Consider the following 25947-nt stretch of genomic DNA (forward strand, 5'->3'; position numbering starts at 1 on the left):
GCCGGCCGGCCCGCCAGAAATCCGTGAGGCACCATCAGTGACAACGATCACCCCGAAACCCGGGAACCCGTCGGGCGCCGACCACGCGGCCGGGCCCTCACTTCGCGAGCGGCCCGCCGCGCCCGGTACGCTCACCGCCGTGTCCCACGCTGATCAGCCCAGAACTGCCCAGAAAGACGCCCCGGCAACGCCGCCGGGAGCGCCCCGGCCCCAGGCCGCCCGCCCGACACCCCTGGGCGGGCTGGCCACCCTGCTGGGCATCGAAGCCCCCGCCGCGGCCGCCGCTGCGGAGCCCCCGCAGATCACCGGGATCACGCACGACTCCCGTGCCGTGCGCCCGGGCGACCTGTACGCGGCCCTGCCCGGCGCCAAGCTGCACGGCGCCGACTTCGCCGCCCAGGCGGCCGCCCTCGGCGCCGCGGCCGTGCTGACCGACCCGGCGGGCGCCGAACGCGCGGCCGCGACCGGCCTGCCGGTCCTGGCCGTCGCCGATCCGCGCGGCCGGATGGGCGAGCTCGCCGCCACGATCTACGGCCGCCCCGGCGAGGGCCTGCTCCAGATCGGCATCACCGGCACCTCCGGCAAGACCACCACGGCATACCTCGTCGAGGGCGGTCTGCGCGGGGCCGGACGATCCACCGGGCTGGTCGGCACCGTCGAGATGCGCATCGGCGACGAGCGCATCAAGTCGGAGCGCACCACCCCCGAGGCCACCGACCTGCAGGCCCTGTTCGCGGTCATGCGCGAACGCGGGGTCGAGGCCGTCGCCATGGAGGTCTCCAGCCACGCCCTGGTGCTCGGCCGGGTGGACGGATGCGTCTTCGACGTCGCCGTCTTCAACAACCTGAGCCCGGAACACATGGAGTTCCACTCGGACATGGAGGACTACTTCCAGGCCAAGGCGCAGCTCTTCACCGAGCGCCGCGCCCGCCTCGGCGTGGTCAACGTCGACGACGAGTACGGCCGCCGCCTCGCCAAGGAGGCGGCCATCCCGGTGGTCACCTTCTCCGCCACCGGCGATGCCGCCGCCGACTGGCGCGCCGAGGACGTCGTGTTCGGGCACGTGGACTCCACGCTGACCGTGGTCGGCCCCGAGGGGCAGCGCGTACGGGCCACGGCCCCGCTGCCCGGCCCGTTCAACGTCGCCAACACCGTCGCCGCGATCGTCACGCTCGCCGCCGCCGGCCTCGACCCGCAGACCGCCGCCGACGGCGTCGCCGCGGTCCCCGGGGTCCCCGGCCGGCTGGAGCGGGTGGACGCGGGCCAGCCGTACCTCGCCGTCGTCGACTACGCGCACAAGACGGACGCGGTCGAATCCGTGCTCCGCGCGCTGCGCGAAGTCACCACCGGCAAGCTGCACATCGTGCTCGGCTGCGGCGGCGACCGCGACACCACCAAGCGCGCCCCGATGGGCGCCGCGGCCGCCCGGTTCGCCGACACCGCCGTGCTGACCTCCGACAATCCGCGGTCCGAGGACCCCCTCGCGATCCTCGCCGCGATGTTCGAGGGCGCCGCCTCCGTACCCGCCGAAGAGCGCGGCACCGTCCTCGTCGACGCCGACCGGGCCGCGGCCATCGCCGCCGCCGTCGCGCGCGCCGAGGCCGGGGACACCGTGCTGGTGGCGGGCAAGGGCCACGAGCAGGGCCAGGACACGGCAGGCGTCGTACGGCCCTTCGACGACCGCGCGGTGCTCCGGGCCGCGATCGAACTCCGGCAGAACCAGCAGCACCTGCAAGGCAACGACGTCCGACAGGCCGAGGTGAACCAGTGATCGCCCTCTCCCTCGCCGAGATCGCCGACATCACCGGCGGGCGGCCCCACGACATACCGGATCCGTCCGTGCGGATCACCGGGCCCGTGGTCATCGACTCCCGTCAGGTGGAGGCCGGCAGCCTGTTCGCCGCGTTCGCCGGCGAACACGTCGACGGCCACGACTACGCCGAGCGCGCGGTCGCCTCCGGCGCCGCGGCCGTCCTCGCCGCCCGGCCCGTCGGCGTACCCGCGATCGTCGTCGCCGATGTCGAGAAGGCCCTCGGCGCCCTCGCCCGAGCCGTCGTCGAGCGCCTCGGCACCGACGTGGTGGCCCTGACCGGCTCCGCCGGCAAGACCTCCACCAAGGACCTCATCGCCCAGGTGCTCCAGGCCCACGCACCCACCGTGTGGACCCCGGGCTCCCTCAACAACGAGATCGGCCTGCCGCTCACCGCGCTGCGCGCCACGGAGGAAACCCGGCACCTGGTGCTGGAGATGGGCGCCCGCGGCATCGGGCACATCGCGTACCTCACCGACCTGACCCCGCCGCGGATCGGACTCGTCCTCAACGTCGGGACCGCCCACATCGGCGAGTTCGGCGGCCGCGAGCAGATCGCCCAGGCCAAGGGCGAGCTCGTCGAGGCCCTGCCGTCCGAGGCCGAGGGCGGAGTGGCCGTCCTCAACGCCGACGATCCGCTGGTGCGCGCGATGTCCGCCCGGACGAAGGCCCGTACGGTGCTGTTCGGCGAGGCCGACGACGCCGACGTACGGGCCTCGGAAGTCCGTATGACACCCGCAGGACAGCCCTCCTTCACACTCCACACACCCACCGGGTGCGGCGAAGTGACCTTGCGCCTGTACGGTGAGCACCACGTGTCGAACGCGCTCGCCGCGGCCGCCGTCGCCCATGTACTGGGCATGTCCGTCGAGGAGATCGCCACCGCGCTCTCCGGGGCGGGCACCTTGTCCCGGTGGCGGATGGAGGTCACCGAGCGGGCGGACGGCGTGACGATCGTCAACGACGCCTACAACGCGAATCCCGAGTCCATGCGGGCCGCTCTGCGCGCGCTTGCCGCGATGGGCGGCGCGGCCAGGGCCGGCGGGGGACGTACGTGGGCGGTGCTCGGTCCCATGGCCGAGCTCGGGGACGCATCGTTGGCCGAGCACGACGCGGTGGGACGGCTTGCCGTCCGGCTCAACGTGAGCAAGCTCGTCGCAGTCGGGGGCAGGGAAGCGTCCTGGCTGCAACTGGGCGCATATAACGAGGGTTCGTGGGGTGAGGAGTCGGTGGTCGTGTCCGACGCGCAGGCGGCGATCGACCTGTTGCGCAGGGAACTGCGCCCGGGTGACGTCGTGCTGGTGAAGGCTTCCAGGTCGATCGGCCTGGAGCGGGTCGCTCTGGCTCTGCTGGCCGGCGAGGGCGAGGTCGCCGACCGATGAGGCAGATCCTCTTCGCCGGTGTCATCGGCATGTTCCTGACCGTGGTCGGCACCCCGCTGCTGATCAAGCTGCTGGCCCGGAAGGGCTACGGCCAGTTCATCCGCGACGACGGCCCGCGCGGCCACGCCGGGAAGAAGGGCACGCCCACCATGGGCGGCATCTCCTTCATCCTGGCGACGATCATCGCGTACGCCCTGACGAAGGTGATCACGGGCAGCCCGGCCACCTTCTCCGGCGTGCTGGTGCTCTTCCTGATGTCCGGCATGGGCCTCGTCGGCTACCTCGACGACTACATCAAGATCGTCAAGCGCCGTTCGCTCGGTCTGCGGGCCAAGGCCAAGATGGCCGGCCAGCTGATCGTCGGCATCGCCTTCGCCGTGCTCGCGCTGCAGTTCAAGGACGCCCGCGGCAACGCCCCGGCCTCCACCAAGCTGTCGTTCGTCACGGACTTCGGCTGGTCGATCGGCCCGGTGCTGTTCGTGGTCTGGGCGCTGTTCATGATCCTGGCGATGTCCAACGGCGTGAACCTGACGGACGGCCTGGACGGCCTGGCCACCGGCGCCGCGGTGATGGTCTTCGGCGCGTACACGTTCATCGGCGTCTGGCAGTTCCAGGAGTCGTGCGCCAACGCGCAGACCCTGACGAACCCCAACGCCTGCTTCGAGGTACGAGATCCGCTGGACCTCGCGATCGTCGCCTCCGCGCTGATGGGCGCCTGCTTCGGCTTCCTGTGGTGGAACACCTCGCCCGCCAAGATCTTCATGGGCGACACCGGCTCGCTGGCCCTCGGCGGCGCCCTCGCCGGTCTCGCGATCTGCTCCCGCACGGAGTTCCTGATCGCCCTCCTCGGCGGCCTCTTCGTCCTCATCACCATGTCGGTCGTCATCCAGGTCGGCTCCTTCAAGCTCACCGGGAAGCGCGTCTTCCGGATGGCCCCGCTGCAGCACCACTTCGAGCTGAAGGGGTGGTCCGAGGTCCTGGTGGTGGTCCGGTTCTGGATCATCCAGGGCATGTGCGTGATCGTGGGCCTCGGACTCTTCTACGCGGGATGGGCAGCCGACAAGTGAGCACCACCGACCTGGCCGGCCTGCTCGGCCCCGATCCCCTGGGCCGGTTCGGTCTGCCGGGCCGGATCACCGTGGCCGGCCTCGGCGTCAGCGGCATCAGCGCCGCCCGGGCGCTGGCCGGACTCGGCGCGACGGTGACCGTCGTCGACAACGGCGACGGGGACGCGCACCGCGCGAAGGCCGCCGAACTCGCCGAGCTGGGCATCGAGGTCCGCCTGGGACACCTGCCCGACGGGGTCCGGGCCGGGGAAGCCCTGCCCGAGGGCACCGAACTGGTCGTCACCTCGCCCGGCTGGCAGCCCGAGAGCCCGCTCTTCCGGGCCGCCGCCGAGGCGGGCGTCGACGTCGTCGGCGACGTCGAGATCGCCTGGCGGCTGCGCGGGGCCGGCGTGGAACTGCGCGCCGCCCGCCGGGCCGCGGAGGCGGACGCCGGCGGGGACGCCGACGCCGAGCGGGCCCCGGCCGGGCCCGCCGAGTGGCTCGCGATCACCGGCACCAACGGCAAGACCACCACCACCCAGATGCTCGCGTCGATCCTGAAGGCGGCGGGCCTGAAGACCGCGGCCGTCGGCAACATCGGCACCCCGATCATCGACGTGGTCCTCGGCGACGAGGCGTACGACGTCCTCGCCGTCGAGCTCTCCAGCTACCAGCTCCACTGGGCGCCCTCGCTGCGCGCCCATTCGGCGGCCGTGCTCAACCTGGCCCCCGACCACCTCGACTGGCACGGCTCGATGGAGGCGTACGCCGCCGACAAGGGCCGGATCTACGAGGGCAACACGGTCGCCTGCGTCTACAACGTCGCCGACCCGGCCACCGAGGCCCTGGTCGTCGAAGCGGACGTGGAGGAGGGCTGCCGGGCGATCGGCTTCACCCTCGGCGCCCCCGGCCCCTCCATGCTCGGCGTCGTCGACGGCATCCTCGTGGACCGCGCCTTCGTCGAGAACCGGCAGAAGAACGCCCAGGAGCTCGCCGAGGTCGAGGACGTCAACCCGCCGGCGCCGCACAACATCGCCAACGCGCTCGCCGCGGCGGCCCTGGCCCGGGCCTTCGGCGTCGCGCCGCGCGCGGTCCGCGACGGGCTGCGCGACTTCCGCCCCGACGCGCACCGCGTCGCGCACGTGGACGAGGTCGCCGGGGTCACGTACATCGACGACTCCAAGGCCACCAACACGCACGCCGCCGAGGCATCCCTGGCGGCCTTCGAGCCCGTCGTGTGGATCGCCGGAGGCCTCGCCAAGGGTGCGACCTTCGACGAGCTCGTCCAGAAGTCGCGGAAGCGGCTGCGCGCCGTGGTGCTGATCGGCGCCGACCGGGCGCTGATCGCCGAGGCGCTGGCGCGACACGCCCCCGAGGTCCCGGTCGTCGACCTCGACCGGACCGACACTGGGGCGATGCTCGCAGCGGTCCGGGAAGCGGCCCGGCTCGCAGAGCCCGGCGACACGGTTCTGCTGGCCCCGGCCTGTGCCTCGATGGACATGTTCGCGAACTACAACAAGCGCGGGGACGCATTCGCGGACGCGGTGCGCGAGCTGGCCGCCGAGGGCGCGTAGGTCCGGCCGGCCCGCGCAGGTCGGCGAGTCCTCCCCGACCGGCTGCTCGCCTCGTACGAGTGGAGGGGAAGGTCACACATGCCGGCGAAGCAAGTGCTGCCGGGGCGGCGGCCGTCGGCCGTGAAGCCCGCCAAGTCCGCGAACGGCGTCAGGTCCGCCCGGACGGTCAGGGCCCAGGGCCGCAGGCGTCCGGCGGGGAGCGTGCGGCCGCCCGGCGGGCGCGGGCCGCTGGAGCGGCTGCGGCGTACGCAGCGGCAGTTGCGCAAGGCCTGGGACCGACCCCTCACCGCGTATTACCTGATTTTCGGCAGCTCGCTGCTCATCACCGTGCTCGGCCTGGTGATGGTCTACTCGGCTTCGATGATCAAAGCGCTCCAGCTGGGGCTGGGCGACGCGTACTTCTTCAAGAAGCAGTTCCTCGCCGCCCTGATCGGCACCGGACTGCTGCTGATCGCCTCCCGGATGCCCGTCAAACTGCACCGGGCGCTGTCGTACCCCGTGCTCGCGGGGACCCTGTTCCTGATGGTCCTGGTCCAGGTCCCCGGGATAGGGGTGGCGATCAACGGCAACCAGAATTGGATCTCCCTTGGTGGTCCGTTCATGCTCCAGCCCAGTGAGTTCGGCAAGCTGGCACTGATCCTGTGGGGCGCCGACCTGCTGGCCCGCAAGGGCGAGAAGGAGCTGCTGAGCCAGTGGAAGCACCTGCTGGTGCCGCTGGTCCCGGTGGCGTTCCTGCTGCTCGGGCTGATCATGCTGGGCGGGGACATGGGCACCGCGATGATCCTCGGGGCGATCCTGTTCGGCCTGCTGTGGCTGGCCGGAGCCCCGACGCGGATGTTCGTGGCGGTGCTCGCCTTCGCGGGTGTGATCGTCGCACTGCTGATCAAGACCAGCCCGCACCGGATGGACCGGCTCGCCTGCCTCGGCGCGACGGATCCGGGCCGAAACGACCTGTGCTGGCAGGCCGTGCACGGGATCTACGCCCTCGCATCCGGCGGATGGTTCGGTTCCGGTTTGGGTGCCAGTGTGGAAAAATGGGGGCAACTGCCCGAAGCCCACACCGACTTCATCTTCGCCATCACAGGGGAGGAACTGGGTCTGGCGGGGACGCTGTCGGTACTCGCCCTGTTCGCGGCTCTAGGCTATGCGGGTATCCGCGTGGCCGGACGCACGGAGGACTCCTTCGTACGCTATGCCGCGGGAGGCGTGACCACCTGGATCACGGCCCAGGCCGTGATCAACATCGGTGCGGTGCTCGGTCTGCTGCCGATCGCCGGAGTCCCGCTCCCGCTGTTCTCGTACGGAGGGTCCGCGCTGCTGCCGACGATGTTCGCGGTCGGACTGCTCATCGCCTTCGCGCGGGAGGAGCCGGCGGCGCGCGCGGCGCTCGCGATGCGCCAGCCGAAGACCGGCTGGAAGCGGACCGGGCAGAGATGGAAGTCGATGAGACGGAGCGTCAAGAGGCGTCCGTCCGGAGAGCGGTGAATTTCGGTGCATGTCGTACTCGCCGGTGGGGGGACCGCCGGCCACATCGAGCCGGCGCTCGCCCTCGCGGACGCCCTGCGCAGGCAGGACCCTTCCGTGGGCATCACCGCCCTCGGCACGGAGCGCGGGCTCGAAACCCGCCTCGTGCCCGAGCGCGGCTATGAGCTGGGGCTGATCCCGGCCGTCCCGCTGCCCCGCAAGCCCACTCCCGAGCTCATCACCGTCCCCGGACGGCTGCGCGGGACGATCAAGGCCGCCGAGGAGATCCTGGAGCGCACCAAGGCCGACTGCGTCGTCGGCTTCGGCGGCTACGTGGCCCTGCCCGGCTACCTCGCCGCCAAGCGGCTCGGGGTGCCGATCATCGTCCACGAGGCCAACGCCCGGCCGGGACTGGCCAACAAGATCGGCTCCCGCTACGCGCACGCCGTCGCGGTCTCCACCCCCGACAGCAAGCTGCGCGGCGCCCGCTACGTGGGCATCCCGCTGCGCCGCAGCATCTCCACCCTGGACCGGGCCGCGGTACGCCCGGAGGCGCGCGCCGCCTTCGGCCTGGACCCCAACCTGCCGACCCTGCTGGTCTCCGGCGGTTCGCAGGGCGCCCGGCGCCTCAACGAGACCATCCAGCAGGTCGCCCCGACCCTCCAGCGCTCCGGGATCCAGATCCTGCACGCGGTGGGCCCGAAGAACGAACTGCCGCGTGTCGACAACATGCCCGGGATGCCGCCGTATGTGCCGGTACCGTACGTGGACCGGATGGATCTCGCGTACGCCGCCGCCGACATGATGCTGTGCCGCGCGGGCGCGATGACCGTCGCCGAACTCTCCGCCGTCGGGCTGCCGGCCGCGTACGTCCCGCTGCCGATCGGCAACGGCGAACAGCGGCTCAACGCCCAGCCGGTGGTCAAGGCCGGCGGCGGCCTGCTCGTCGACGACGCGGAGCTGACGCCCGAGTGGGTGCTCAGCCAGGTCCTCCCGGTGCTCGCCGACCCGCACCGGCTGTACGAGATGTCCCGCGCGGCCGCCGAGTTCGGCCGGCGCGACGCCGACGACCTGCTCGTCGCGATGGTGTACGAGGCGATCGCCGCACACAGGAACCGCTAACGCAGGAGGCACAGGAGTGGCCGGAGCGACGACCGCACAGCGCGGCAATCCCGGGTCCGCCCGCAAGGGCAAGGGCTCCGGCTCTCCCAAGCCGCCCAAGCCGCCCAGGTCGTCGGGGCCGTCCGGGGGGTCCGGCCCGCAGGGCCCCGGTGTCCAGCGCCTCGTCCGGCGTCTGCGGCACCGGGGCCCCCTGCTGCTCTCCCTCCTGGCCGCCGCCCTCCTCGCCGGGGGCGGCAGCTGGGTGCTCTACGGCTCCTCCTGGCTCCGCGTCGAGAAGGTGGCCACGAGCGGAACGCAGGTGCTGACCCCCGAGCAGGTGCTGGCCGCCGCGGCCGTACCGGTCGGGGCGCCCCTGGTGAGCGTGGACACCGACGAGATCGCGGGCCGCGTCCGCAGCCGGCTGCCCCGCGTCGATTCGGTCGATGTGGTGCGGGCCTGGCCGCACGGAATCGGGCTGAAAGTGACGGAGCGCAAACCCGTCCTGCTCATCAAAAAGGACGCCAAGTTCGTGGAAGTGGACGCTTCGGGTGTGCGATTCGACACGGCGGCGAAAGCTCCCGCGGGCGTTCCGGTCCTCGAATTGTCAGCGGCGCAGTCGCCGAGCGGCCGCCGCTTCGACGAGGAGCGGCTGCTGCACGAGGCCGTGGGCGTCGCCCGGGACCTCCCCGAAGCGGTCGCCAAGGAGACCGTGCAGGTCAGGGTGGGCTCGTACGACTCGGTCGTACTGGAGTTGACCCGCGGCCGGTCCGTGGTCTGGGGCAGCGGCGAGCAGGGCGAGGCGAAGGGGCGTGCGCTGACCGCTCTGTTGAAAGCCGCGCCCAAGGCTGACCACTTTGACGTGAGCGTCCCCACCGCCCCTGCGGTGTCCGGGAGTTGACGTCGGGTCGAACAGCGACGCACCCTGGTTGGCCACCGATACGGGTGATCACATAGGGTGAAAAGAAAAACGGGAGGTTCGGCGTGTTCGTTGAACACGCGCTACTTGTCGACTTAGTGTCCTGTTCGGAAGAGTCCAGGGAACAGGCACATACTTAACCCTAAACTTCAGGGTTAGGGTTCGGGTCGGCGCGTTCGGACCGTCCCACATTTCGGCATCAGTCGTCGCAACGCAGGCCCGCGAGGCGGCGACACGTAACTCGAGGCGAGAGGCCTTCGACGTGGCAGCACCGCAGAACTACCTCGCAGTCATCAAGGTCATCGGTGTCGGCGGCGGTGGTGTCAATGCCATCAACCGAATGATCGAGGTCGGTCTCAAGGGCGTCGAGTTCATCGCCATCAACACGGACGCCCAGGCGCTGTTGATGAGCGACGCCGACGTCAAGCTCGACGTCGGCCGTGAACTCACCCGGGGCCTCGGCGCCGGCGCCAACCCGGCAGTCGGTCGCAAGGCGGCAGAGGACCACCGCGAGGAGATCGAGGAGGTCCTCAAGGGGGCCGACATGGTCTTCGTCACCGCCGGCGAGGGCGGCGGCACCGGCACCGGCGGCGCACCCGTCGTCGCCAACATCGCGCGCTCGCTCGGCGCCCTGACGATCGGTGTGGTCACCCGGCCGTTCACCTTCGAGGGACGGCGCCGCGCGAACCAGGCGGAGGACGGCATCGCCGAGCTCCGCGAAGAGGTCGACACCCTCATCGTCATCCCCAACGACCGGCTGCTGTCCATCTCGGACCGCCAGGTCTCGGTCCTGGACGCCTTCAAGTCGGCCGACCAGGTCCTGCTCTCGGGTGTCCAGGGCATCACCGACCTCATCACCACCCCGGGTCTGATCAACCTCGACTTCGCGGACGTCAAGTCCGTCATGTCCGAGGCGGGCTCGGCCCTCATGGGCATCGGCTCGGCCCGCGGCGACGACCGCGCGGTGGCCGCCGCCGAGATGGCGATCTCCTCGCCGCTGCTGGAGGCGTCCATCGACGGGGCGCGCGGCGTGCTGCTCTCCATCTCCGGTGGCTCGGACCTCGGTCTCTTCGAGATCAACGAGGCCGCGCAGCTGGTGAGCGAGGCCGCCCACCCCGAGGCGAACATCATCTTCGGCGCCGTCATCGACGACGCGCTCGGCGACGAGGTACGGGTCACCGTCATCGCCGCCGGCTTCGACGGCGGACAGCCCCCGGCACGCCGGGACAACGTCATCGGCGCCGCGTCCACCAAGCGCGAGGAGCCGGCCCCGGCGCCGGTCCGCGCGGCCGAGCCGGCGCGCCCGGCCTTCGGCGGACTGGGCACGGTCACCCCGCGCGAAGAGCCCCCGGCCCCGGTCGAGGCGGCTCCGATCGAGACCGCGGCCCCCGCGCCGCAGGTCCCGACGGCCCGGCCGTACCAGGACAGCCCGGCCGAGGAACTGGATGTCCCGGACTTCTTGAAGTGACGCTGGACCAGTACGACGAGAGCGGCGCCCACTTCGCCTTCACCGACCGGTGGGGCGGGGTGAGCGCCGTTCCGTACGAGGAGCTCAATCTCGGCGGCGCGGTCGGAGACGACCCCACCGCCGTTCTCGCGAACCGGGCGGCCGCCGCCGGGGCCCTGGGCATCGAGCCGGACCAGGTGGTCTGGATGAACCAGGTGCACGGCCGTGACGTGGCGGTGGTCCCCGGACCCTGGGGCGCCGCCGCCGTCGTCCCGGCGGTGGACGCGGTGGTGACCGCACGCCGGGGGCTCGCCCTCGCGGTGCTCACCGCGGACTGCACCCCGGTCCTGCTGGCCGACCCCGTCGCGGGGGTCGCGGGCGCGGCCCACGCGGGGCGGCCCGGGCTGGTCGCCGGAGTGGTGCCCGCAGCCGTGGAGGCGATGGTCTCCCTCGGGGCCGAGCTCGGGCGGATCATCGCCCGTACCGGCCCGGCGATCTGCGGGCGCTGCTACGAGGTGCCGGCCGAGATGCGGGCCGCGGTCGCCGAGGTGGTGCCGGCCGCCTACGGCGAGACGAGTTGGGGGACCCCGTCCGTCGACGTGGTCGCCGGGGTGCACGCCCAGCTCGCGGAGGCGGGGGTGGTGAACCTGCACCGCTCGGCGTTCTGCACACTGGAGTCGCGGGACCACTTCTCGTACCGCCGCGACCGGGTGACCGGGCGGCTTGCCGGATATGTCTGGCTGGACACCGTGTCTTCCCGGGGGGAAACCCCCGGACCCCCGGCAGGAAAAGACTGATGACGGACCGTAAGTCGGAGCTCGCGGAGAACCTCGCGCGAGTGGAGGAACGTATCTCGTCCGCCTGCGCGGCCGCGGGACGGGGGCGGGACGAGGTGACGCTCATCGTCGTCACCAAGACCTACCCCGCGAGTGACGTACGACTGCTGGCGGACCTGGGCGTCCGTCATGTGGCGGAGAATCGCGACCAGGACGCCGCCCCCAAGGCCGCGGCCTGCGCGGATCTGCCGCTCACCTGGCACTTCGTGGGCCAGTTGCAGACGAACAAAGTCCGTTCCGTGGCGGGATACGCGCATGTCGTGCAGTCCGTCGACCGGCCCAAGCTCGTCTCGGCGCTCTCGGCGGCGGCGGAGGGGGCCGGGCGCGAACTCGGCTGCCTCGTGCAGATCGCCCTCGACGCGGAGTCGGGGGAGCGCGGGACCCGCGGCGGGGCCGCTCCGGAGCAGCTGGCCGAACTCGCGGACCTCGTGGCCGGGGCGCCGGGACTGCGGCTCGACGGTCTGATGACCGTCGCTCCGCTGGCCGGGGCCTACGCGGGGCGCGAACAGGCCGCTTTCGAGCGGCTGGTGGAATTGTCATCCCGCCTGCGCGCGGACCATCCGACTGCCACGATGGTGTCGGCCGGGATGAGCGCAGACCTGGAACAGGCCGTTGCGGCCGGTGCGACACATGTACGCGTCGGCACTGCGGTACTCGGCGCGAGACCCCGGCTCGGGTAACGTCGCGAAGAAAGTCGGACCACAGCAGAAAATATGGTCATTCCCGCTGACGGGCGGACAGACCACGTGGATCGCGGGCAGTTGGTGACTTTGGTGACACAGCGACACACCTGCGACAGGGCGATCCACCACAGAGCGGAGGATTCAGAGAATGGCCGGCGCGATGCGCAAGATGGCGGTCTACCTCGGCCTCGTGGAGGACGACCGGTACGACAACCCGGGGTACGACCCCGACGACGAGTTCGAGCCCGAGCCGGAACCGGAGCGGGACCGCCGGCGCCAGCAGGCCGTGCACCAACCGCCCGTAACGGACGAACCGGTACGAGTCACCCAGCCTCCGGCGCAACGGGAACCCATCCCATTGCCGGTGGAAAACGGACGTCCTGCGCGAATTGCCCCCGTGGCATCCATCACACCTGAACGCTCGAACCTGGAGAAGAACGCCCCCGTGATCATGCCCAAGGTCGTCTCCGAGCGGGAGCCGTACCGCATCACGACGCTGCACCCCCGGACCTACAACGAGGCCCGTACCATCGGGGAACACTTCCGTGAGGGCACTCCGGTGATCATGAACCTCACCGAGATGGACGACACGGATGCGAAGCGACTTGTCGACTTTGCCGCCGGCCTCGTCTTCGGCCTGCACGGCAGCATTGAACGCGTGACACAGAAGGTGTTCCTGCTGTCGCCTGCTAACGTCGATGTCACGGCGGAGGACAAGGCCCGCATCGCGGAGGGCGGGTTCTTCAACCAAAGCTAGACCGATCCGTCAGACACGGGGCCGGGGACTGAGCGAGAGCTGGGGAGAGGGAAGCGCGGGATGGGCGTCGCACTGCAGGTGGTCTACATCGTGCTGATGTGCTTCCTTATCGTGCTGATCTTCCGACTGGTCATGGACTACGTCTTCCAGTTCGCACGTTCATGGACACCCGGCAAGGCGATGGTGGTCGTCCTTGAGGCCACCTACACTGTCACCGATCCACCGCTCAAGCTTCTCCGGCGTTTCATTCCGCCGTTGCGTCTCGGGGGCGTGGCACTCGACCTGTCCTTCTTCGTTCTGATGATCATCGTTTACATCCTCATCAGTTTCGTGAGCACCGCTGCGAGAAGCGTGTGAACGATGAGCTTCCCCGCGAGCGCGGGGACAGTCCCGATACGGTCCTGCCGACTGCCGACGACTACGTAGAGGTGAAGAAGACATGCCGCTGACTCCCGAGGACGTGCGGAACAAGCAGTTCACGACCGTCCGCCTCCGAGAAGGCTATGACGAGGACGAGGTCGATGCCTTCCTCGACGAGGTCGAGTCCGAACTGACGCGCCTGCTGCGCGAGAACGAGGACCTGCGCGCCAAGCTGGCCGCCGCCACGCGTGCCGCCGCGCAGAACCAGCAGCAGCAGGGCATGCGCAAGCCCGAGCCCCAGGACCAGCGCGGCCCCGGAGGCCCCGGCGCCCCCGTGCCCGCCGCCATATCCGGCCCGCCGGCGCAGCAGGGCCCGCCGCAGATGGGCCCGCCGCAGCTGCCGGGCGGCCAGCCGCAGCTTCCGGCCGGCCCCGGCGGACACGGACCGCAGGGTCCGGGCGGCCCGGGTCCGATGGGCGGCCCCATGCACACCATGGGTGGCCAGCAGCAGATGGGCCAGCAGGGCATGGGCCAGCAGTCCATGGGCGGCCAGAACCCGCTCGGCCAGCAGATGCAGCCCATGGGCCAGCAGATGCAGCAGATGGGTCAGCAGATGCAGCCCATGGGCCAGCAGATGCAGCAGATGCAGCAGCAGCCGCAGCTCCCGCAGCAGGGCCCCGGTGGCGACAGCGCCGCCCGCGTCCTGTCGCTGGCGCAGCAGACCGCCGACCAGGCGATCGCGGAGGCCCGCTCCGAGGCCAACAAGATCGTCGGCGAGGCGCGCAGCCGCGCCGAGGGCCTGGAGCGGGACGCCCGTGCCAAGGCCGACGCGCTGGAGCGGGACGCCCAGGAGAAGCACCGCGTCGCGATGGGCTCCCTGGAGTCCGCCCGCGCCACGCTGGAGCGCAAGGTCGAGGACCTGCGGGGCTTCGAGCGTGAGTACCGTACGCGTCTGAAGTCCTACCTGGAGTCGCAGCTGCGCCAGCTGGAGACCCAGGCGGACGACTCCCTGGCCCCGCCGCGCAACCCGGCCGGCCCGGCGCTGCCGCCGTCGCCGACGCCGTCGATGGCTCCGGCCGGAGCGATGGGGCACTCGATGGGCGGTCCGTCGCCCATGGGCGGTCCCTCGCCGATGGGTGGCCCGTCCCCGATGGGTGGCCCCTCGTACGGTGGTCAGCAGCAGATGTCTCCCGCGATGACGCAGCCGATGGCTCCGGTGCGGCCGGCCGCTCCGCAGCCGATGCAGCAGGCGCCGTCGCCGATGCGCGGCTTCCTGATCGACGAGGACGACAACTAGGCGCCGCCGGCAGGTCGGCAGTCACGGGCCGGGCCCGGTTCCCCTTCGGGGGCACCGGGCCCGGCCCGTTGGCGTTCCGCCGGGCCGGCGCCGCCGCTGTGTGGGAGAGGAAACGACTGCGGCCCGGACCCGAGCAGGGTCCGGGCCGCAGAGGCCGTGACTACCGTGACTACGCCTTGCGGAGGCGGAAGGTCAGGCCCAGGGGCTCGTCCGTGAACGGGTCGCCGTACGTGGCGTCGGCCTCGCCGGACGCGTAGTCGGTCGACAGGACCTCGTCCGCGATCAGCGACGCGTGGTCCGTCAGGGCCGTCACGACCTCCGGGTCCGAGGAGGACCAGCGCAGGGCGATCCGGTCCGCCACGTCCAGGCCGGAGTTCTTCCGGGCCTCCTGGATCAGGCGGATCGCGTCACGCGCCAGGCCCGCCAGCCGCAGCTCCGGGGTGATCTCCAGGTCCAGGGCCACCGTCGCGCCGGAGTCGGACGCCACCGACCAGCCCTCGCGCGGGGTCTCCGTGATGATGACCTCCTCCGGGGTGAGGGTGACCGACTCGCCGTTCACCTCCACCACGGCCCCGCCCGAGCGCAGGGCCAGCGACAGCGCCGCCGCGTCGGCCGCGGCCACCGCCTTCGCCACGTCCTGGACGCCCTTGCCGAAGCGCTTGCCCAGCGCCCGGAAGTTCGCCTTCGCGGTCGTGTCGACGAGCGAGCCGCCGACCTCCGACAGGGAGGCCAGCGAGGAGACGTTCAGCTCCTCCGTGATCTGGGCCTGGAGCTCGGGGGACAGGGCGTCGAAGCCCACCGCGCCGACCAGGGCCCGGGACAGCGGCTGGCGGGTCTTCACGCCCGACTCGGCGCGCGTGGCCCGGCCCAGCTCCACCAGGCGGCGGACCAGCAGCATCTGCTGGGAGAGGGCCGGGTCGATCGCCGAGGTGTCCGCCGTCGGCCACGTGGACAGGTGGACCGACTCCGGCGCGTCCGGGGTGACCGGGACGATCATGTCCTGCCAGACCCGCTCCGTGATGAAGGGGGTGAGGGGGGCCATGAGGCGGGTCACCGTCTCGACCACGTCGTGCAGGGTGCGCAGCGCCGAGGCGTCGCCCTGCCAGAAGCGGCGGCGCGAGCGGCGGACGTACCAGTTGGACAGGTCGTCCACGAACGAGGAGAGCAGCTTGCCGGCGCGCTGGGTGTCGTACGACTCCATCGCGTCCGTGACCTCGGACGTGAGGGTGTGGAGTTCCGAGAGGAGCCAGCGGTCCAGGACCGTGCGGTCCGCCGGTGCCGGGTCGGCCGCCGACGGGGCCCAGTTCGACGTACGGGCGTACAGCGCCTGGAAGGCGACCGTGTTCCAGTACGTGAGGAGGGTCTTGCGGACCACTTCCTGGATCGTGCCGTGGCCGACCCGTCGGGCCGCCCACGGGGAGCCGCCGGCCGCCATGAACCAGCGCACCGCGTCCGCGCCGTGCTGGTCCATGAGCGGGATCGGCTGGAGGATGTTGCCCAGGTGCTTGGACATCTTGCGGCCGTCCTCGGCGAGGATGTGGCCCAGGCAGACCACGTTCTCGTAGCTGGACTTGTCGAAGACGAGCGTGCCGACCGCCATCAGCGTGTAGAACCAGCCGCGCGTCTGGTCGATGGCCTCCGAGATGAACTGCGCCGGGTAGCGCTTATCGAAGATCTCCTTGTTCTTGTACGGGTAGCCCCACTGCGCGAACGGCATCGAGCCCGAGTCGTACCAGGCGTCGATGACCTCCGGCACGCGGACGGCTTCCAGCGAGCAGCCCTCCGCCGTGCAGGGGAAGGTGACCTCGTCGATGTACGGGCGGTGGGGGTCCAGGGCGGAGAGGTCCGTGCCGGTCAGCTCGGAGAGCTCCGCGCGCGAGCCGACGCAGGTGAGGTGGTTCTCCTCGCAGCGCCAGATCGGCAGCGGGGTGCCCCAGTAGCGGTTGCGGGAGAGCGCCCAGTCGATGTTGTTGTTCAGCCAGTCGCCGAAGCGGCCCTGCTTGACCGAGTCCGGGAACCAGTTCGTCTTCTCGTTCTCCCGCAGCATCGCGTCCTTGACGGCGGTGGTGCGGATGTACCAGGACGGCTGCGCGTAGTAGAGCAGGGCCGTGTGGCAGCGCCAGCAGTGCGGGTAGCTGTGCTCGTAGGCGATGTGCTTGAAGAGCAGGCCGCGCGCGTCGAGGTCGGCGGTCAGCTTCTCGTCGGCCTTCTTGAAGAAGACGCCGCCGACCAGCGGGACCTCCTCCTCGAAGGTGCCGTCGGGGCGGACCGGGTTCACGACGGGCAGGCCGTACGCGCGGCAGACCGCGAGGTCGTCGGCGCCGAAGGCGGGGGACTGGTGGACCAGACCGGTGCCGTCCTCGGTCGTGACGTACTCGGCGTTCACGACGTAGTGGGCCGGAGCCGGGAACTCCACGAGGGAGAACGGACGCTCGTACGTCCAGCGCTCCATCTCCTTGCCCGTGAAGGTCTGGCCGGTGGCCTCCCAGCCCTCGCCCAGGGACTTCTCCAGCAGCGGCTGGGCGACGACCAGCTTCTCCTCACCGTTCGTGGCGACCACGTAGGTGACCTCGGGGTGCGCGGCGACCGCGGTGTTGGACACCAGGGTCCACGGGGTCGTGGTCCACACCAGCAGCGCGGCCTCGCCGGCCAGCGGGCCGGAGGTGAGCGGGAAGCGGACGTAGACGGAGGGGTCGACGACCGTCTCGTAGCCCTGGGCCAGCTCGTGGTCCGAGAGGCCGGTGCCGCAGCGCGGGCACCAGGGGGCGACGCGGTGGTCCTGGGTGAGCAGGCCCTTGTTGAAGATCTCCTTCAGCGACCACCACACGGACTCCACGTACTCGGGGTCCATGGTCCGGTACGCGTCGTCCAGGTCGACCCAGTAGCCCATCCGGGTGGTGAGGTCGGCGAACGCGTCGGTGTGGCGGGTCACGGACTCGCGGCACTTGGCGTTGAACTCGGCGATGCCGTACGCCTCGATGTCCTGCTTGCCGTTGAAGCCGAGCTCCTTCTCGACGGCGAGCTCGACGGGCAGGCCGTGGCAGTCCCAGCCGGCCTTGCGGGCCACGTGGTAGCCGCGCATGGTGCGGAACCGGGGGAACACGTCCTTGAAGACGCGGGCCTCGATGTGGTGCGCGCCGGGCATGCCGTTGGCCGTGGGCGGGCCCTCGTAGAAGACCCACTCGGGGCGGCCCTCGGACTGCTCCAGGGTCTTGGCGAAGGTCTTGCTCTCGCGCCAGAAGTCGAGGACGGCGTGCTCGAGGGCAGGCAGGTCGACCTGGGCGGGTACCGGGCGGTACTGCGGCGGTGTGGTCATGAGGCTGAACTCTTCCTCCGGCGGGGTGTCACTTCCGTCCGGAGGGACGAGAGCCGCCCTCTTCTCAGGGACGTGCTGCTCCCGCGGTACCACCCTCCTTGGCCGCCGGACGGATCCGGTGGCCCCCTCATTGGGGTGCGAAGCCGGTTCTACTGGCCCGCGGGAATCCGTACGGGCTTTCTTCCGGCGGCTCAGGGGTGATCCTTCGCATCGCGCTCGCCCCCGGGCTCTCACCGTCCCCGGGTCGCTCATGGCTGCGTCCGACGCTACTCGTCCCCGTCCATGCCTTTCGCTGGGCCCAGTGTACGGGGCGGGGGCGCGCTCGGCAGACCGCTTTACGGGGGGTCGGGGCGGGGGTTTCGGCCGGGCTCGGGGCCCGGCTCGGGGGCGGGGCCGTGCGGGTAGCGGCGTGACCCGAACGGGCCGAAGCGCCGGTCCGGACTCCGGCGTGACGGGAGTGGCGGATTACCGGGCTCCCTGCTGGGCACAACGGATGCAGGTTGGCATCGATGGACGCGTGCCCCGTTGCCGCGAGGCCGGAGTCGATTTATCGTTCCGGCACGATTCGCGAGCAAGATCACAGTATGTGAAGGGGCCGCGGCCATGGTGGCGAAGAAGACCGCCGGGAGAACTGCCGAGAAGGCTGTCGGAAAGGCCGCCGGGAAGGCTCCGGCGGCCGAGGACGCGGCTCCGGCCCGGAAGAAGACGACCACCGCCGGGAAGAAGACGGCTCTGAACTCCACGACCAGGGCGCCGACCAAGACGGCGGCCAAGACGGCGGCCAAGACGGCGGCCAAGACGGCGGCCAGGGCGCCGGCCGAGACGACCGCGAAGACGGCGGCCAGGGCGCCGGCCAAGACGGCGGCCAAGAAGGTGTCCGCCAAGAAGGCGGATGCCGAGGAGGTGCCCGTCAAGAAGGCGGTGGCCAAGAAGACCGCGGGCAGGAAGGCCCCGGCCAAGAAGGTCTCGGCCGTGAACACGACGGCCGCGGCGAAGGCGGCCACCGAGAAGGCGACCGGCGTCGGGAAGACGACCGCGAGGAAGACCACGGCCAAGGCGGCCGGGGCCGAGGGGGCGGCGCAGGCCGCGCAACAGACGGGAGCCCGGAAAGTGGTTGCCAAGAAGAGCACCGGCACGGCCAGGAAGACGGCTGCGGCCGCCACCAGCGGGCTGCCGAAGGCCAGGGTCACGGCTGCAGCGGCCCTGGCGCCGGGCGAGCTGGCCGTACGGCCCGGCGAGGACCCCTGGACCCCGGCGGAGGTGGCCGAGGCCCGTGCCGAGCTCCAGAGCGAGGTGCTGCGGCTGCGCGACGAGCTCCAGGCCTCCGACGAGGCCATCTCGGGCCTGATGCGGGACTCCGGCGACGGAGCGGGCGACGACCAGGCCGATACGGGCACCAAGAACATCACCCGGGAGTCCGAGCTGGCGCTCGCCGCGAACGCCCGCGAGATGCTCGAACAGACCGAGCGGGCCCTGGAGCGGCTGGACGCGGGCACGTACGGGCTCTGCGAGAACTGCGGCCAGCCCATCGGAAAGGCCAGGATGCAGGCCTTCCCGCGGGCGACGCTGTGCGTGGACTGCAAGCAGAAGCAGGAGCGCAGGCACTGAGGGGGCCCGGGCCGGGCTGCCGCCGCGGGGGGACCCTGACGTACTCTCGTCTCTCGTCGGGGTCCAGGGGCCCGACGAGGCCGTAGGGCCGTGTCGTCGGCAACCTGGTTCGAGCTAGTCGAGGGACTCACGTGGCAGAGGCGGAGAGCATCATCGGTACGCCGGAGGTCGGGGACGACGCCCAGCCGGAGTCCGCCGCGCCCAAGGGGCGCCGGCGGATCGTCGCGCTGCTCGTCGTCGCGCTGCTCGCCTACCTGCTCGACTTCGGCAGCAAGATGCTGGTCGTCGCCAAGCTGGAGCACCAGCCGCCGATCCGGATCGTCGGCGACCTGCTGAAGTTCGAGGCGATCCGCAACCCGGGCGCCGCGTTCGGCTTCGGCGAGGCCTTCACCATCATCTTCACGTGCATCGCGGCCACCGTGATCATCGTGATCGTGCGGCTGGCCCGCAAGCTCTACAGCCTGCCGTGGGCGATCGCGCTGGGCCTGCTGCTGGGCGGTGCGCTGGGGAACCTCACCGACCGGATCTTCCGTTCGCCGGGTGTGTTCCGGGGGGCCGTGGTCGACTTCATCGCGCCCGCCCACTTCGCCGTCTTCAACCTCGCGGACTCGGCGATCGTGTGCGGCGGCATCCTGATCGTGCTGCTGTCGTTCAGGGGTCTGGACCCGGACGGTACGGTCCACAAGGACTGATCGCGGGACGGGTGCGCCGTCGAGTCCTGCATACTCGACAGGTGAGTACGATTCCCGAGATCCGCACCCTGCCCGTTCCCGATGGCCTCGAAGGCGAGCGCGTCGACGCCGCCATTGCCCGTATGTTCGGTTTTTCCCGGACGAAGGCGGCCGAGCTCGCCGCCGCGGGGAAGGTGTCGGTCGACGGCAGCGTCGTCGGGAAGTCCGAGCGCGTGCACGGTGGCGCCTGGCTCGAAGTCGAGATGCCCGCGCCGCCGCGGCCGGTCGAACTCGTCGCCGAGCCGGTCCCGGGCATGGAGATCGTCCATGACGACGACGACATCGTCGTCATCATGAAGCCGGTGGGCGTCGCCGCCCACCCGAGCCCCGGCTGGACCGGCACCACCGTCATCGGCGGCCTCGCCGCCGCCGGCTACCGGATCTCCACCTCCGGCGCGTCCGAGCGCCAGGGCATCGTGCACCGCCTCGACGTCGGCACGTCCGGCCTGATGGCCGTCGCCAAGTCGGAGCGCGCCTACACCTCGCTGAAGAACCAGTTCCGCGAGCGGGTCGTGGACAAGCGCTACCACGCGCTCGTGCAGGGCCACCCGGACCCGATGAGCGGCACGATCGACGCGCCGATCGGCCGGCACCCCAGCGCGGACTACAAGTGGGCCGTCACCCAGGAGGGCAAGCCCTCCGTCACCCATTACGACCTGATCGAGGCCTTCCGCGCGGCCTCGCTGCTCGACATCAAGCTGGAGACCGGGCGTACGCACCAGATCCGCGTGCACATGTCCGCGCACCGGCACCCGTGCGTCGGCGACCTCACGTACGGCGCCGACCCGACGGTGGCGAAGCGACTGGGCCTGACCCGGCAGTGGCTGCACGCCGTGCGGCTCGGCTTCGAGCACCCCGCGGACGGGCAGTGGGTGGAGTTCGAGAGCACGTACCCGGCGGACCTGCAGCACGCCCTGGACGTGATCCGCGCGGAGAGCGAGTGACGGCTTTCACGGTCCGGGTGGCCGAGGGGGAGGCCGACCTGGCGGCGTGCTTCGCCGTGCGGACCGAGGTGTTCGTGGTCGAGCAGTCCGTGCCGGAGTCGATCGAGTACGACGCGTACGACGCGGTCGCGGTCCACGTGCTGGCCGTGGCGCCGGACGGGGAGCCTCTGGGTACCGGCCGGCTGCTGCACGGGCAGGCCGCGCTGGGCAAGACGGGCGGTGACCCGGCGGTCGGTTCGCTGGGGCGGCTGGCCGTACGCAAGGCCGCGCGAGGGCTGGGCGTCGGAGTGGCGCTGGTGCGGGCGATCGAGGCGGAGGCCGCCCGGCTGGGACTGTCCGCCGTGGACCTGGGCGCGCAGACGCATGCGCTCGGCTTCTACGAGCGGCTCGGGTACGTGGCCTACGGCCCGGAGTTCGAAGACGCGGGGATCCCGCACCGGGCCATGCGGCGTACCCTGCCGTAGCCCCGCACCTCTCCGCTCACCGCGACTCCGCCCCGGCGGTGGGGCCGACACGTGCGCGGCACGACCTTCGACCTGGCGGCCGAGCGGCGGCGTAGTGGCAGGGTGGGGGAGTGGATCAGCTTGCTCTGCTGTTCGTGCTGCTGCTCGGGGCCGTGGTCAGCGTGCCGTTCGGCGACCGGCTCGGGCTGCCCGCGCCCGTCCTGATGACTATCGGCGGGGTCGCGCTCGCGCTGGTTCCGGCCGTGCCGAACGTCGACATCCCGCCCGAGTTCATCCTGCCGCTCGTCCTGCCCCCGCTGCTCTACGCCTCGGCGCAGCGCACCTCCTGGCGGCAGTTCGCCGCCAACGTACGGCCCATCCTCCTGCTCGCCGTGGCCCTCGTCTTCGTCACGACCGCCGCGGTCGCCGCCGTCGCGAACGCCGTCGTCCCCGGGCTGCCGCTCGCCGCCGCGGTCGCGCTCGGCGCGCTCGTGGCCCCGCCCGACCCCGTCGCCGCGACCGCCGTCGCCGGAGCGCTCGGGCTGCCGCGCCGCATGGTGTCGATCCTGGAGGGCGAGGGCCTGTTCAACGACGTCACCGCGATCGTGCTCTACCACGTGGCCATCTCCGCCGCCGTCAGCGGCAGCTTCTCCTGGCCGGACGCGCTGGGGGAGTTCGTGCTCTCCGCCGTGGTCGCCGTGGCCGTCGGGCTCGGCCTGGGCTGGGCCGCCAACGCGCTCATGGGGCGGCTCGGCGATGCCACGCTCCAGATCGGGCTGACGCTGCTCGTGCCGTTCGTGTCGTACGTGTTGGCCGAGGAGCTCCAGGGCTCGGGGGTGCTGGCCGTGCTGACGACGGCCCTGTTCCTCGCGGAGTACGCCTCCGACGCGGACGACGTGCTGGGACGGCTCGCCGGGCACACGTTCTGGGAGGTCGTGGACATGCTGGTCACGGGCGTGGCGTTCGGGCTGATCGGGTTGGAGCTGCACAACGTGTTCGGCGTCGCGGCCGGCCACGAGGGGGTGATGGCGGGGTGGGCGGCCGCCGTGATCGCGGTGGTGGTCGGCGTACGGCTGCTGTGGCTGCTGCCCGCCGGGTGGCTGGCCAAGCGGCTGCACACGCGGCGCGACTACGACGAGGAGATCCCGCTGAGCTGGCGGGACAGCGTGGTGATGTGGTGGGCCGGGATGCGCGGGGTGGCCTCGGTGGCGCTGGCGCTGGCCATCCCGCTGAAGGTGGAGGGCGGGGCGCCGTTTCCGGCGCGGGACCAGATCATCTTCATCGCGTTCGCGGTGATCATGGTGACGCTGGTCTGCCAGGGGCTGACGCTGCCGTGGCTGGTGCGGCTGCTGGGCGTGGAGGCCGACGAGGACGCCGAGCGGGAGACCGAGCGGCAGCTGGCGATCCGCGCGGCGAAGGCCGCGAAGCGGCGGCTGAAGGAGATCGAGGAGGCCGAGGACCTGCCCGAGGACCTGGTGGAGGTGCTGTACCGGCGGGCGTACGACGTGGGGGCCAGGATCAGCCCCGAGATGGTGGACGAGGAGCGGCGGGAGGCGTACGCGAAGCGGGTGGAGCGGATCCGGGACGTCCAGCGGATCCAGCGGGAGATGATGTCGGCGGCCCGGCACGAGGTGCTGGCCGCGCGCAGCGAGCCGGGCGCGGACCCGGAGATCGTGGACCGGGTCCTGCGCCACCTGGACGTCCGCAGCCTCCGCAGTAGTTAGCGGGCCCGGCGGAGTCCGGCCCGGCCGGTCAGACCTGGTAGCGGGACGGCGCGAAGAGGTCCGGGTTCGAGGCGATCCAGTCCGATGTGCGCGACAGTCCCTCCGCCAGCGGGACCTGCGGCTCCCAGCCCGCCCAGTCCCGGGCGCGGGAGTTGTCCGACAGCAGGCGGTGGACCTCGCTGCCCGCCGGGCGCAGGCGGGACGCGTCCACGACCACCTCGGCGTCCCGGCCCGACGCCTTGATCAGGGCCTGCGCCAGGTCCCCGATCGAGATCTCCTCGCCCGTGCCGAGGTTGACCACCTCGCCCAGCGCCCGGTCGCATTCCGCCACCGCGAGGAAGCCCTCCGCCGTGTCCGTCACGTACGTGAAGTCCCGGGTCGGGGAGAGCGAGCCCAGGCGGACTTCCCGCGCGCCCGCGTGCAGCTGCGCCAGGATCGTCGGGATCACGGCCCGCGCCGACTGGCGGGGGCCGTACGTGTTGAACGGCCGGACCACCGTCACCGGCAGCTCGAACGCGTGGTGGAACGACAGCGCCATCATGTCGGCGCCGATCTTCGACGCCGAGTACGGGGACTGCGGCTGGAGCGGATGCGATTCCGGGATCGGGGCCGTCAGCGCCGTGCCGTAGACCTCGCTCGTGGAGGTGTGCACCAGGCGCCGCACCCCGTGCCGGCGGCAGGCCTCCGCCATGTTCTCCGTACCGGTGACGTTCGTCTGCACGTACGCGCCCGGCGAGGCGTAGCTGTACGGGATCCCGATCAGAGCCGCCAGGTGGAACACGGTGTCGCAGCCCTGCACCGCGTCGCTGACCCGGCCCGCGTCGCGGATGTCGCCCGCCCACATCTCCACCGGACCCCCGGGGTCGGCGAGGTACCGCGCCAGGTGGCCCTTCTCCGCGTACGGCTTGTAGTGGACGAAGGCGCGGACCCGGGCGCCCCGCGCCACGAGCAGGTCGACCAGGGTGGACCCGATGAACCCCTCGGCTCCGGTGACCAGGACCGTGCGGTCGGCCCAGGGGTTGACGGTGTCGGTCTGCGTGTTCATATGCGCTCCAGGGTGGGGAAGGGGACGCCGGCCACGCGGAGGACCTCCGCGGCCAGCAGTTCGGCGGCCCGGGCGTGCGGGCCGGGGTCGGCGGCGCCGGCCATCGCGGCCAGCCGGGCCGGGTCGGCGAGCAGCGTGCCGAGCAGCACCGCCAGCCGGTCGGCGGTGGTCGCGGCGTCCGGCAGCAGCAGGCCCGCGCCCGCGTCGACGAGGACCCGGGCGTTGTGGGTCTGGTGGTCGCCGGGGGCGTGCGGATACGGGACGAGCACGGCCGGGACCCCGGTCGCCGCCAGCTCCGCCACCGTCGCGGACCCGGCCCGGCACACCACCAGGTCGGCGGCCGCGTACACGAGGTCCATCCGGTCCAGGTACGGCACGGCCCGGGCGATCCGCCGGCCGCCGCAGGCGGCGAGATCGGCGGCGGTGTCCGGCAGCGCCCGCGGACCCGTCTTGATCAGCAGCTGCACGTCGTCCCGCCCCTGCCAGAGCCCGGCCAGTCCGGCGGCGGCCGCGGTGAGGCGGGCGGCGCCCAGGCTGCCGCCGTTGAAGACGATCAGGCGGCGCCCGTCGGGGACGTGCAGCGCCCGCCGGGCCTCGGTGCGCAGGGCCGCGCGCTCCGGCCGGGACAGCCCGGCGAGCCGCGCGAGGGCCGCCGAGATCGGCATCCCGGTGGTCAGCGCGTGCGCCCCGCCCGACAGATGGGCCCGGCTGCGGTCGAAGGCCACCGCGATGTGCGGGGTGAGCCGGGCCGCGAACTGGTTGGCGCGGCCCGGCACCGCGTTGGACTCGTGGATGACGGCCGGCAGTCCGGCCATCCGGGCCCCCAGCACGGCCGGCGCGCTCGGGTAGCCGCCCATGCCCACGACGGCGTGCGCCCCCTGGGCCCGGATCACCGAGCGCGCCTGCCCGGCGGAGCGCAGCAGGGCGGCGGGCAGCAGGTAGCGCTTCGCGCCGAGCGAGGGGTCGAACGGGATCATGTCGACGGTGTGCAGGCGGTACCCGGCGCCCGGGATCAGCTCGGTCTCCAGGCCCCGCTCGGTCCCGATGAACGAGACCACGGCGCCCGGGACGGCCGCGCGCAGCGCCTCGGCGAGGGCGAGCCCGGGGTAGATGTGGCCGCCGGTGCCGCCCGCGCCGATCACGACGGACAGGGGTGGGAGGGAGGTGCCTCGTGTGGTCATGGGCGCAGCCTTCCGGTGCGCCCTAAGAACGTTCTAAGAGGTCGTTTTATCCCGCTGTTTCATCCTGGGATGGGATGGTTTATAGGCATTTTTGGGTCGCGCCAGGAGATGGTGTTCTCGCCGGTGATGCGGCGGGTCATGAGGTCGGTCATCGCCAGGTTGACCAGGGCCTCGGAGCGTGTGGTCAGGGTTTCGTAGTCGCGGGCCAGGCGGCGGTGGAGCATGAGCCAGCCGTAGGTCCGCTCGACCGCCCACCGCTTCGGGATGGGAGTGAAGCCCCTG

At 71.8% G+C, this 25947-nt stretch carries 22 protein-coding genes; 18 read left to right on the forward strand and 4 right to left on the reverse strand.

Annotation, left to right across the window (positions count from 1 at the left end; genetic code table 11):
- Positions 1 to 37: 37 nt before the first annotated feature.
- From ACIBAD_RS32810 to ACIBAD_RS32870, 13 genes are all read left to right on the forward strand, one after another.
- The gene (locus ACIBAD_RS32810) at positions 38 to 1771 is read left to right on the forward strand and encodes a UDP-N-acetylmuramoyl-L-alanyl-D-glutamate--2,6-diaminopimelate ligase (protein WP_398910389.1); all 1734 of its coding nucleotides are present in this window, start codon (positions 38 to 40) and stop codon (positions 1769 to 1771) included.
- Entirely contained in the window at positions 1768 to 3192 is a 1425-nt protein-coding gene (gene murF / locus ACIBAD_RS32815) for a UDP-N-acetylmuramoyl-tripeptide--D-alanyl-D-alanine ligase (protein ID WP_134075066.1), read from the forward strand. The genes ACIBAD_RS32810 and murF overlap by 4 nt, the downstream gene beginning before the upstream one ends.
- Complete coding sequence (gene mraY, locus ACIBAD_RS32820; RefSeq protein WP_030156005.1) at positions 3189 to 4259, forward strand: phospho-N-acetylmuramoyl-pentapeptide-transferase; 1071 nt, start codon at positions 3189 to 3191, stop codon at positions 4257 to 4259. Before murF ends, mraY begins: the two co-directional genes overlap by 4 nt.
- Positions 4241 to 5812, forward strand: a complete 1572-nt coding sequence (gene murD, locus ACIBAD_RS32825) for a UDP-N-acetylmuramoyl-L-alanine--D-glutamate ligase (RefSeq protein ID WP_398910391.1) — start codon at positions 4241 to 4243, stop codon at positions 5810 to 5812. Before mraY ends, murD begins: the two co-directional genes overlap by 19 nt.
- Positions 5813 to 5890: 78 nt before the next feature.
- Positions 5891 to 7297, forward strand: coding sequence for a putative lipid II flippase FtsW (gene ftsW, locus ACIBAD_RS32830; RefSeq protein ID WP_134075065.1), 1407 nt, complete (start codon positions 5891 to 5893; stop codon positions 7295 to 7297).
- 6 nt (positions 7298 to 7303) lie between these two features.
- Positions 7304 to 8398, forward strand: a complete 1095-nt coding sequence (murG, locus tag ACIBAD_RS32835) for an undecaprenyldiphospho-muramoylpentapeptide beta-N-acetylglucosaminyltransferase (RefSeq protein ID WP_030863673.1) — start codon at positions 7304 to 7306, stop codon at positions 8396 to 8398.
- Positions 8399 to 8414: 16 nt separating this feature from the next.
- A complete protein-coding gene (locus ACIBAD_RS32840) occupies positions 8415 to 9275 on the forward strand; it encodes a cell division protein FtsQ/DivIB (protein ID WP_398910394.1) in 861 nt (286 codons plus the stop codon).
- Positions 9276 to 9555: 280 nt separating this feature from the next.
- Entirely contained in the window at positions 9556 to 10761 is a 1206-nt protein-coding gene (gene ftsZ / locus ACIBAD_RS32845; RefSeq protein WP_053689584.1) for a cell division protein FtsZ, read from the forward strand.
- Positions 10758 to 11537, forward strand: coding sequence for a peptidoglycan editing factor PgeF (pgeF, locus tag ACIBAD_RS32850; RefSeq protein ID WP_398910396.1), 780 nt, complete (start codon positions 10758 to 10760; stop codon positions 11535 to 11537). Before ftsZ ends, pgeF begins: the two co-directional genes overlap by 4 nt.
- Positions 11537 to 12256, forward strand: coding sequence for a YggS family pyridoxal phosphate-dependent enzyme (locus ACIBAD_RS32855; RefSeq protein ID WP_398910398.1), 720 nt, complete (start codon positions 11537 to 11539; stop codon positions 12254 to 12256). The genes pgeF and ACIBAD_RS32855 overlap by 1 nt, the downstream gene beginning before the upstream one ends.
- Before the next feature lie 151 nt (positions 12257 to 12407).
- The gene (locus ACIBAD_RS32860; protein ID WP_030155990.1) at positions 12408 to 13016 is read left to right on the forward strand and encodes a cell division protein SepF; all 609 of its coding nucleotides are present in this window, start codon (positions 12408 to 12410) and stop codon (positions 13014 to 13016) included.
- 60 nt (positions 13017 to 13076) lie between these two features.
- Positions 13077 to 13373 carry a YggT family protein gene (locus tag ACIBAD_RS32865; protein ID WP_053689581.1) on the forward strand — a complete coding sequence of 99 codons (297 nt, stop codon included), beginning with the start codon at positions 13077 to 13079 and terminating at the stop codon, positions 13371 to 13373.
- A gap of 82 nt (positions 13374 to 13455) precedes the next feature.
- Positions 13456 to 14673 (forward strand): DivIVA domain-containing protein, encoded by a 1218-nt coding sequence (locus ACIBAD_RS32870; protein WP_134075062.1) that lies wholly within the window; start codon positions 13456 to 13458, stop codon positions 14671 to 14673.
- A 169-nt stretch (positions 14674 to 14842) separates the two neighbouring features.
- Here the strand turns inward: ACIBAD_RS32870 and ileS are convergent, their stop codons facing one another.
- A complete protein-coding gene (ileS, locus tag ACIBAD_RS32875; RefSeq protein WP_398910401.1) occupies positions 14843 to 17989 on the reverse strand; it encodes an isoleucine--tRNA ligase in 3147 nt (1048 codons plus the stop codon).
- Between the two features lie 603 nt (positions 17990 to 18592).
- On the opposite strand from ileS, the gene ACIBAD_RS32880 reads away from it, so the two are divergent.
- The 5 genes from ACIBAD_RS32880 to ACIBAD_RS32900 all read left to right on the forward strand — a co-directional run bounded on the left by ACIBAD_RS32880 (position 18593) and on the right by ACIBAD_RS32900 (position 23439).
- On the forward strand, positions 18593 to 19597 hold the full coding sequence (locus tag ACIBAD_RS32880) for a TraR/DksA family transcriptional regulator (protein ID WP_398910403.1): 1005 nt from the start codon (positions 18593 to 18595) through the stop codon (positions 19595 to 19597).
- A gap of 131 nt (positions 19598 to 19728) precedes the next feature.
- A complete protein-coding gene (gene lspA, locus ACIBAD_RS32885) occupies positions 19729 to 20289 on the forward strand; it encodes a signal peptidase II (protein WP_099893150.1) in 561 nt (186 codons plus the stop codon).
- A gap of 41 nt (positions 20290 to 20330) precedes the next feature.
- Positions 20331 to 21272 (forward strand): RluA family pseudouridine synthase, encoded by a 942-nt coding sequence (locus tag ACIBAD_RS32890; RefSeq protein WP_132755937.1) that lies wholly within the window; start codon positions 20331 to 20333, stop codon positions 21270 to 21272.
- Positions 21269 to 21736, forward strand: coding sequence for a GNAT family N-acetyltransferase (locus ACIBAD_RS32895; protein WP_134075061.1), 468 nt, complete (start codon positions 21269 to 21271; stop codon positions 21734 to 21736). The genes ACIBAD_RS32890 and ACIBAD_RS32895 overlap by 4 nt, the downstream gene beginning before the upstream one ends.
- Positions 21737 to 21846: 110 nt before the next feature.
- On the forward strand, positions 21847 to 23439 hold the full coding sequence (locus ACIBAD_RS32900; RefSeq protein ID WP_134075060.1) for a Na+/H+ antiporter: 1593 nt from the start codon (positions 21847 to 21849) through the stop codon (positions 23437 to 23439).
- A gap of 28 nt (positions 23440 to 23467) precedes the next feature.
- Here ACIBAD_RS32900 and ACIBAD_RS32905 read toward each other — a convergent pair whose 3' ends face one another.
- From ACIBAD_RS32905 to ACIBAD_RS32915, 3 genes are all read right to left on the reverse strand, one after another.
- Positions 23468 to 24484: an SDR family NAD(P)-dependent oxidoreductase gene (locus ACIBAD_RS32905; protein ID WP_398910407.1), complete on the reverse strand. Its 1017-nt coding sequence runs from the start codon at positions 24482 to 24484 to the stop codon at positions 23468 to 23470.
- Positions 24481 to 25665 carry a UDP-N-acetylglucosamine--N-acetylmuramyl-(pentapeptide) pyrophosphoryl-undecaprenol N-acetylglucosamine transferase gene (locus ACIBAD_RS32910; protein WP_398910409.1) on the reverse strand — a complete coding sequence of 395 codons (1185 nt, stop codon included), beginning with the start codon at positions 25663 to 25665 and terminating at the stop codon, positions 24481 to 24483. The genes ACIBAD_RS32905 and ACIBAD_RS32910 overlap by 4 nt, the downstream gene beginning before the upstream one ends.
- Positions 25666 to 25724: 59 nt before the next feature.
- Positions 25725 to 25947 (reverse strand): transposase (locus ACIBAD_RS32915; protein WP_398910411.1); only part of this gene is annotated, 223 nt, incomplete at its 5' end.

Origin of the sequence: Streptomyces sp. NPDC051109, assembly GCF_044455885.1 — a bacterium.
In the GTDB taxonomy this organism is placed as follows: Bacteria; Actinomycetota; Actinomycetes; order Streptomycetales; family Streptomycetaceae; genus Streptomyces.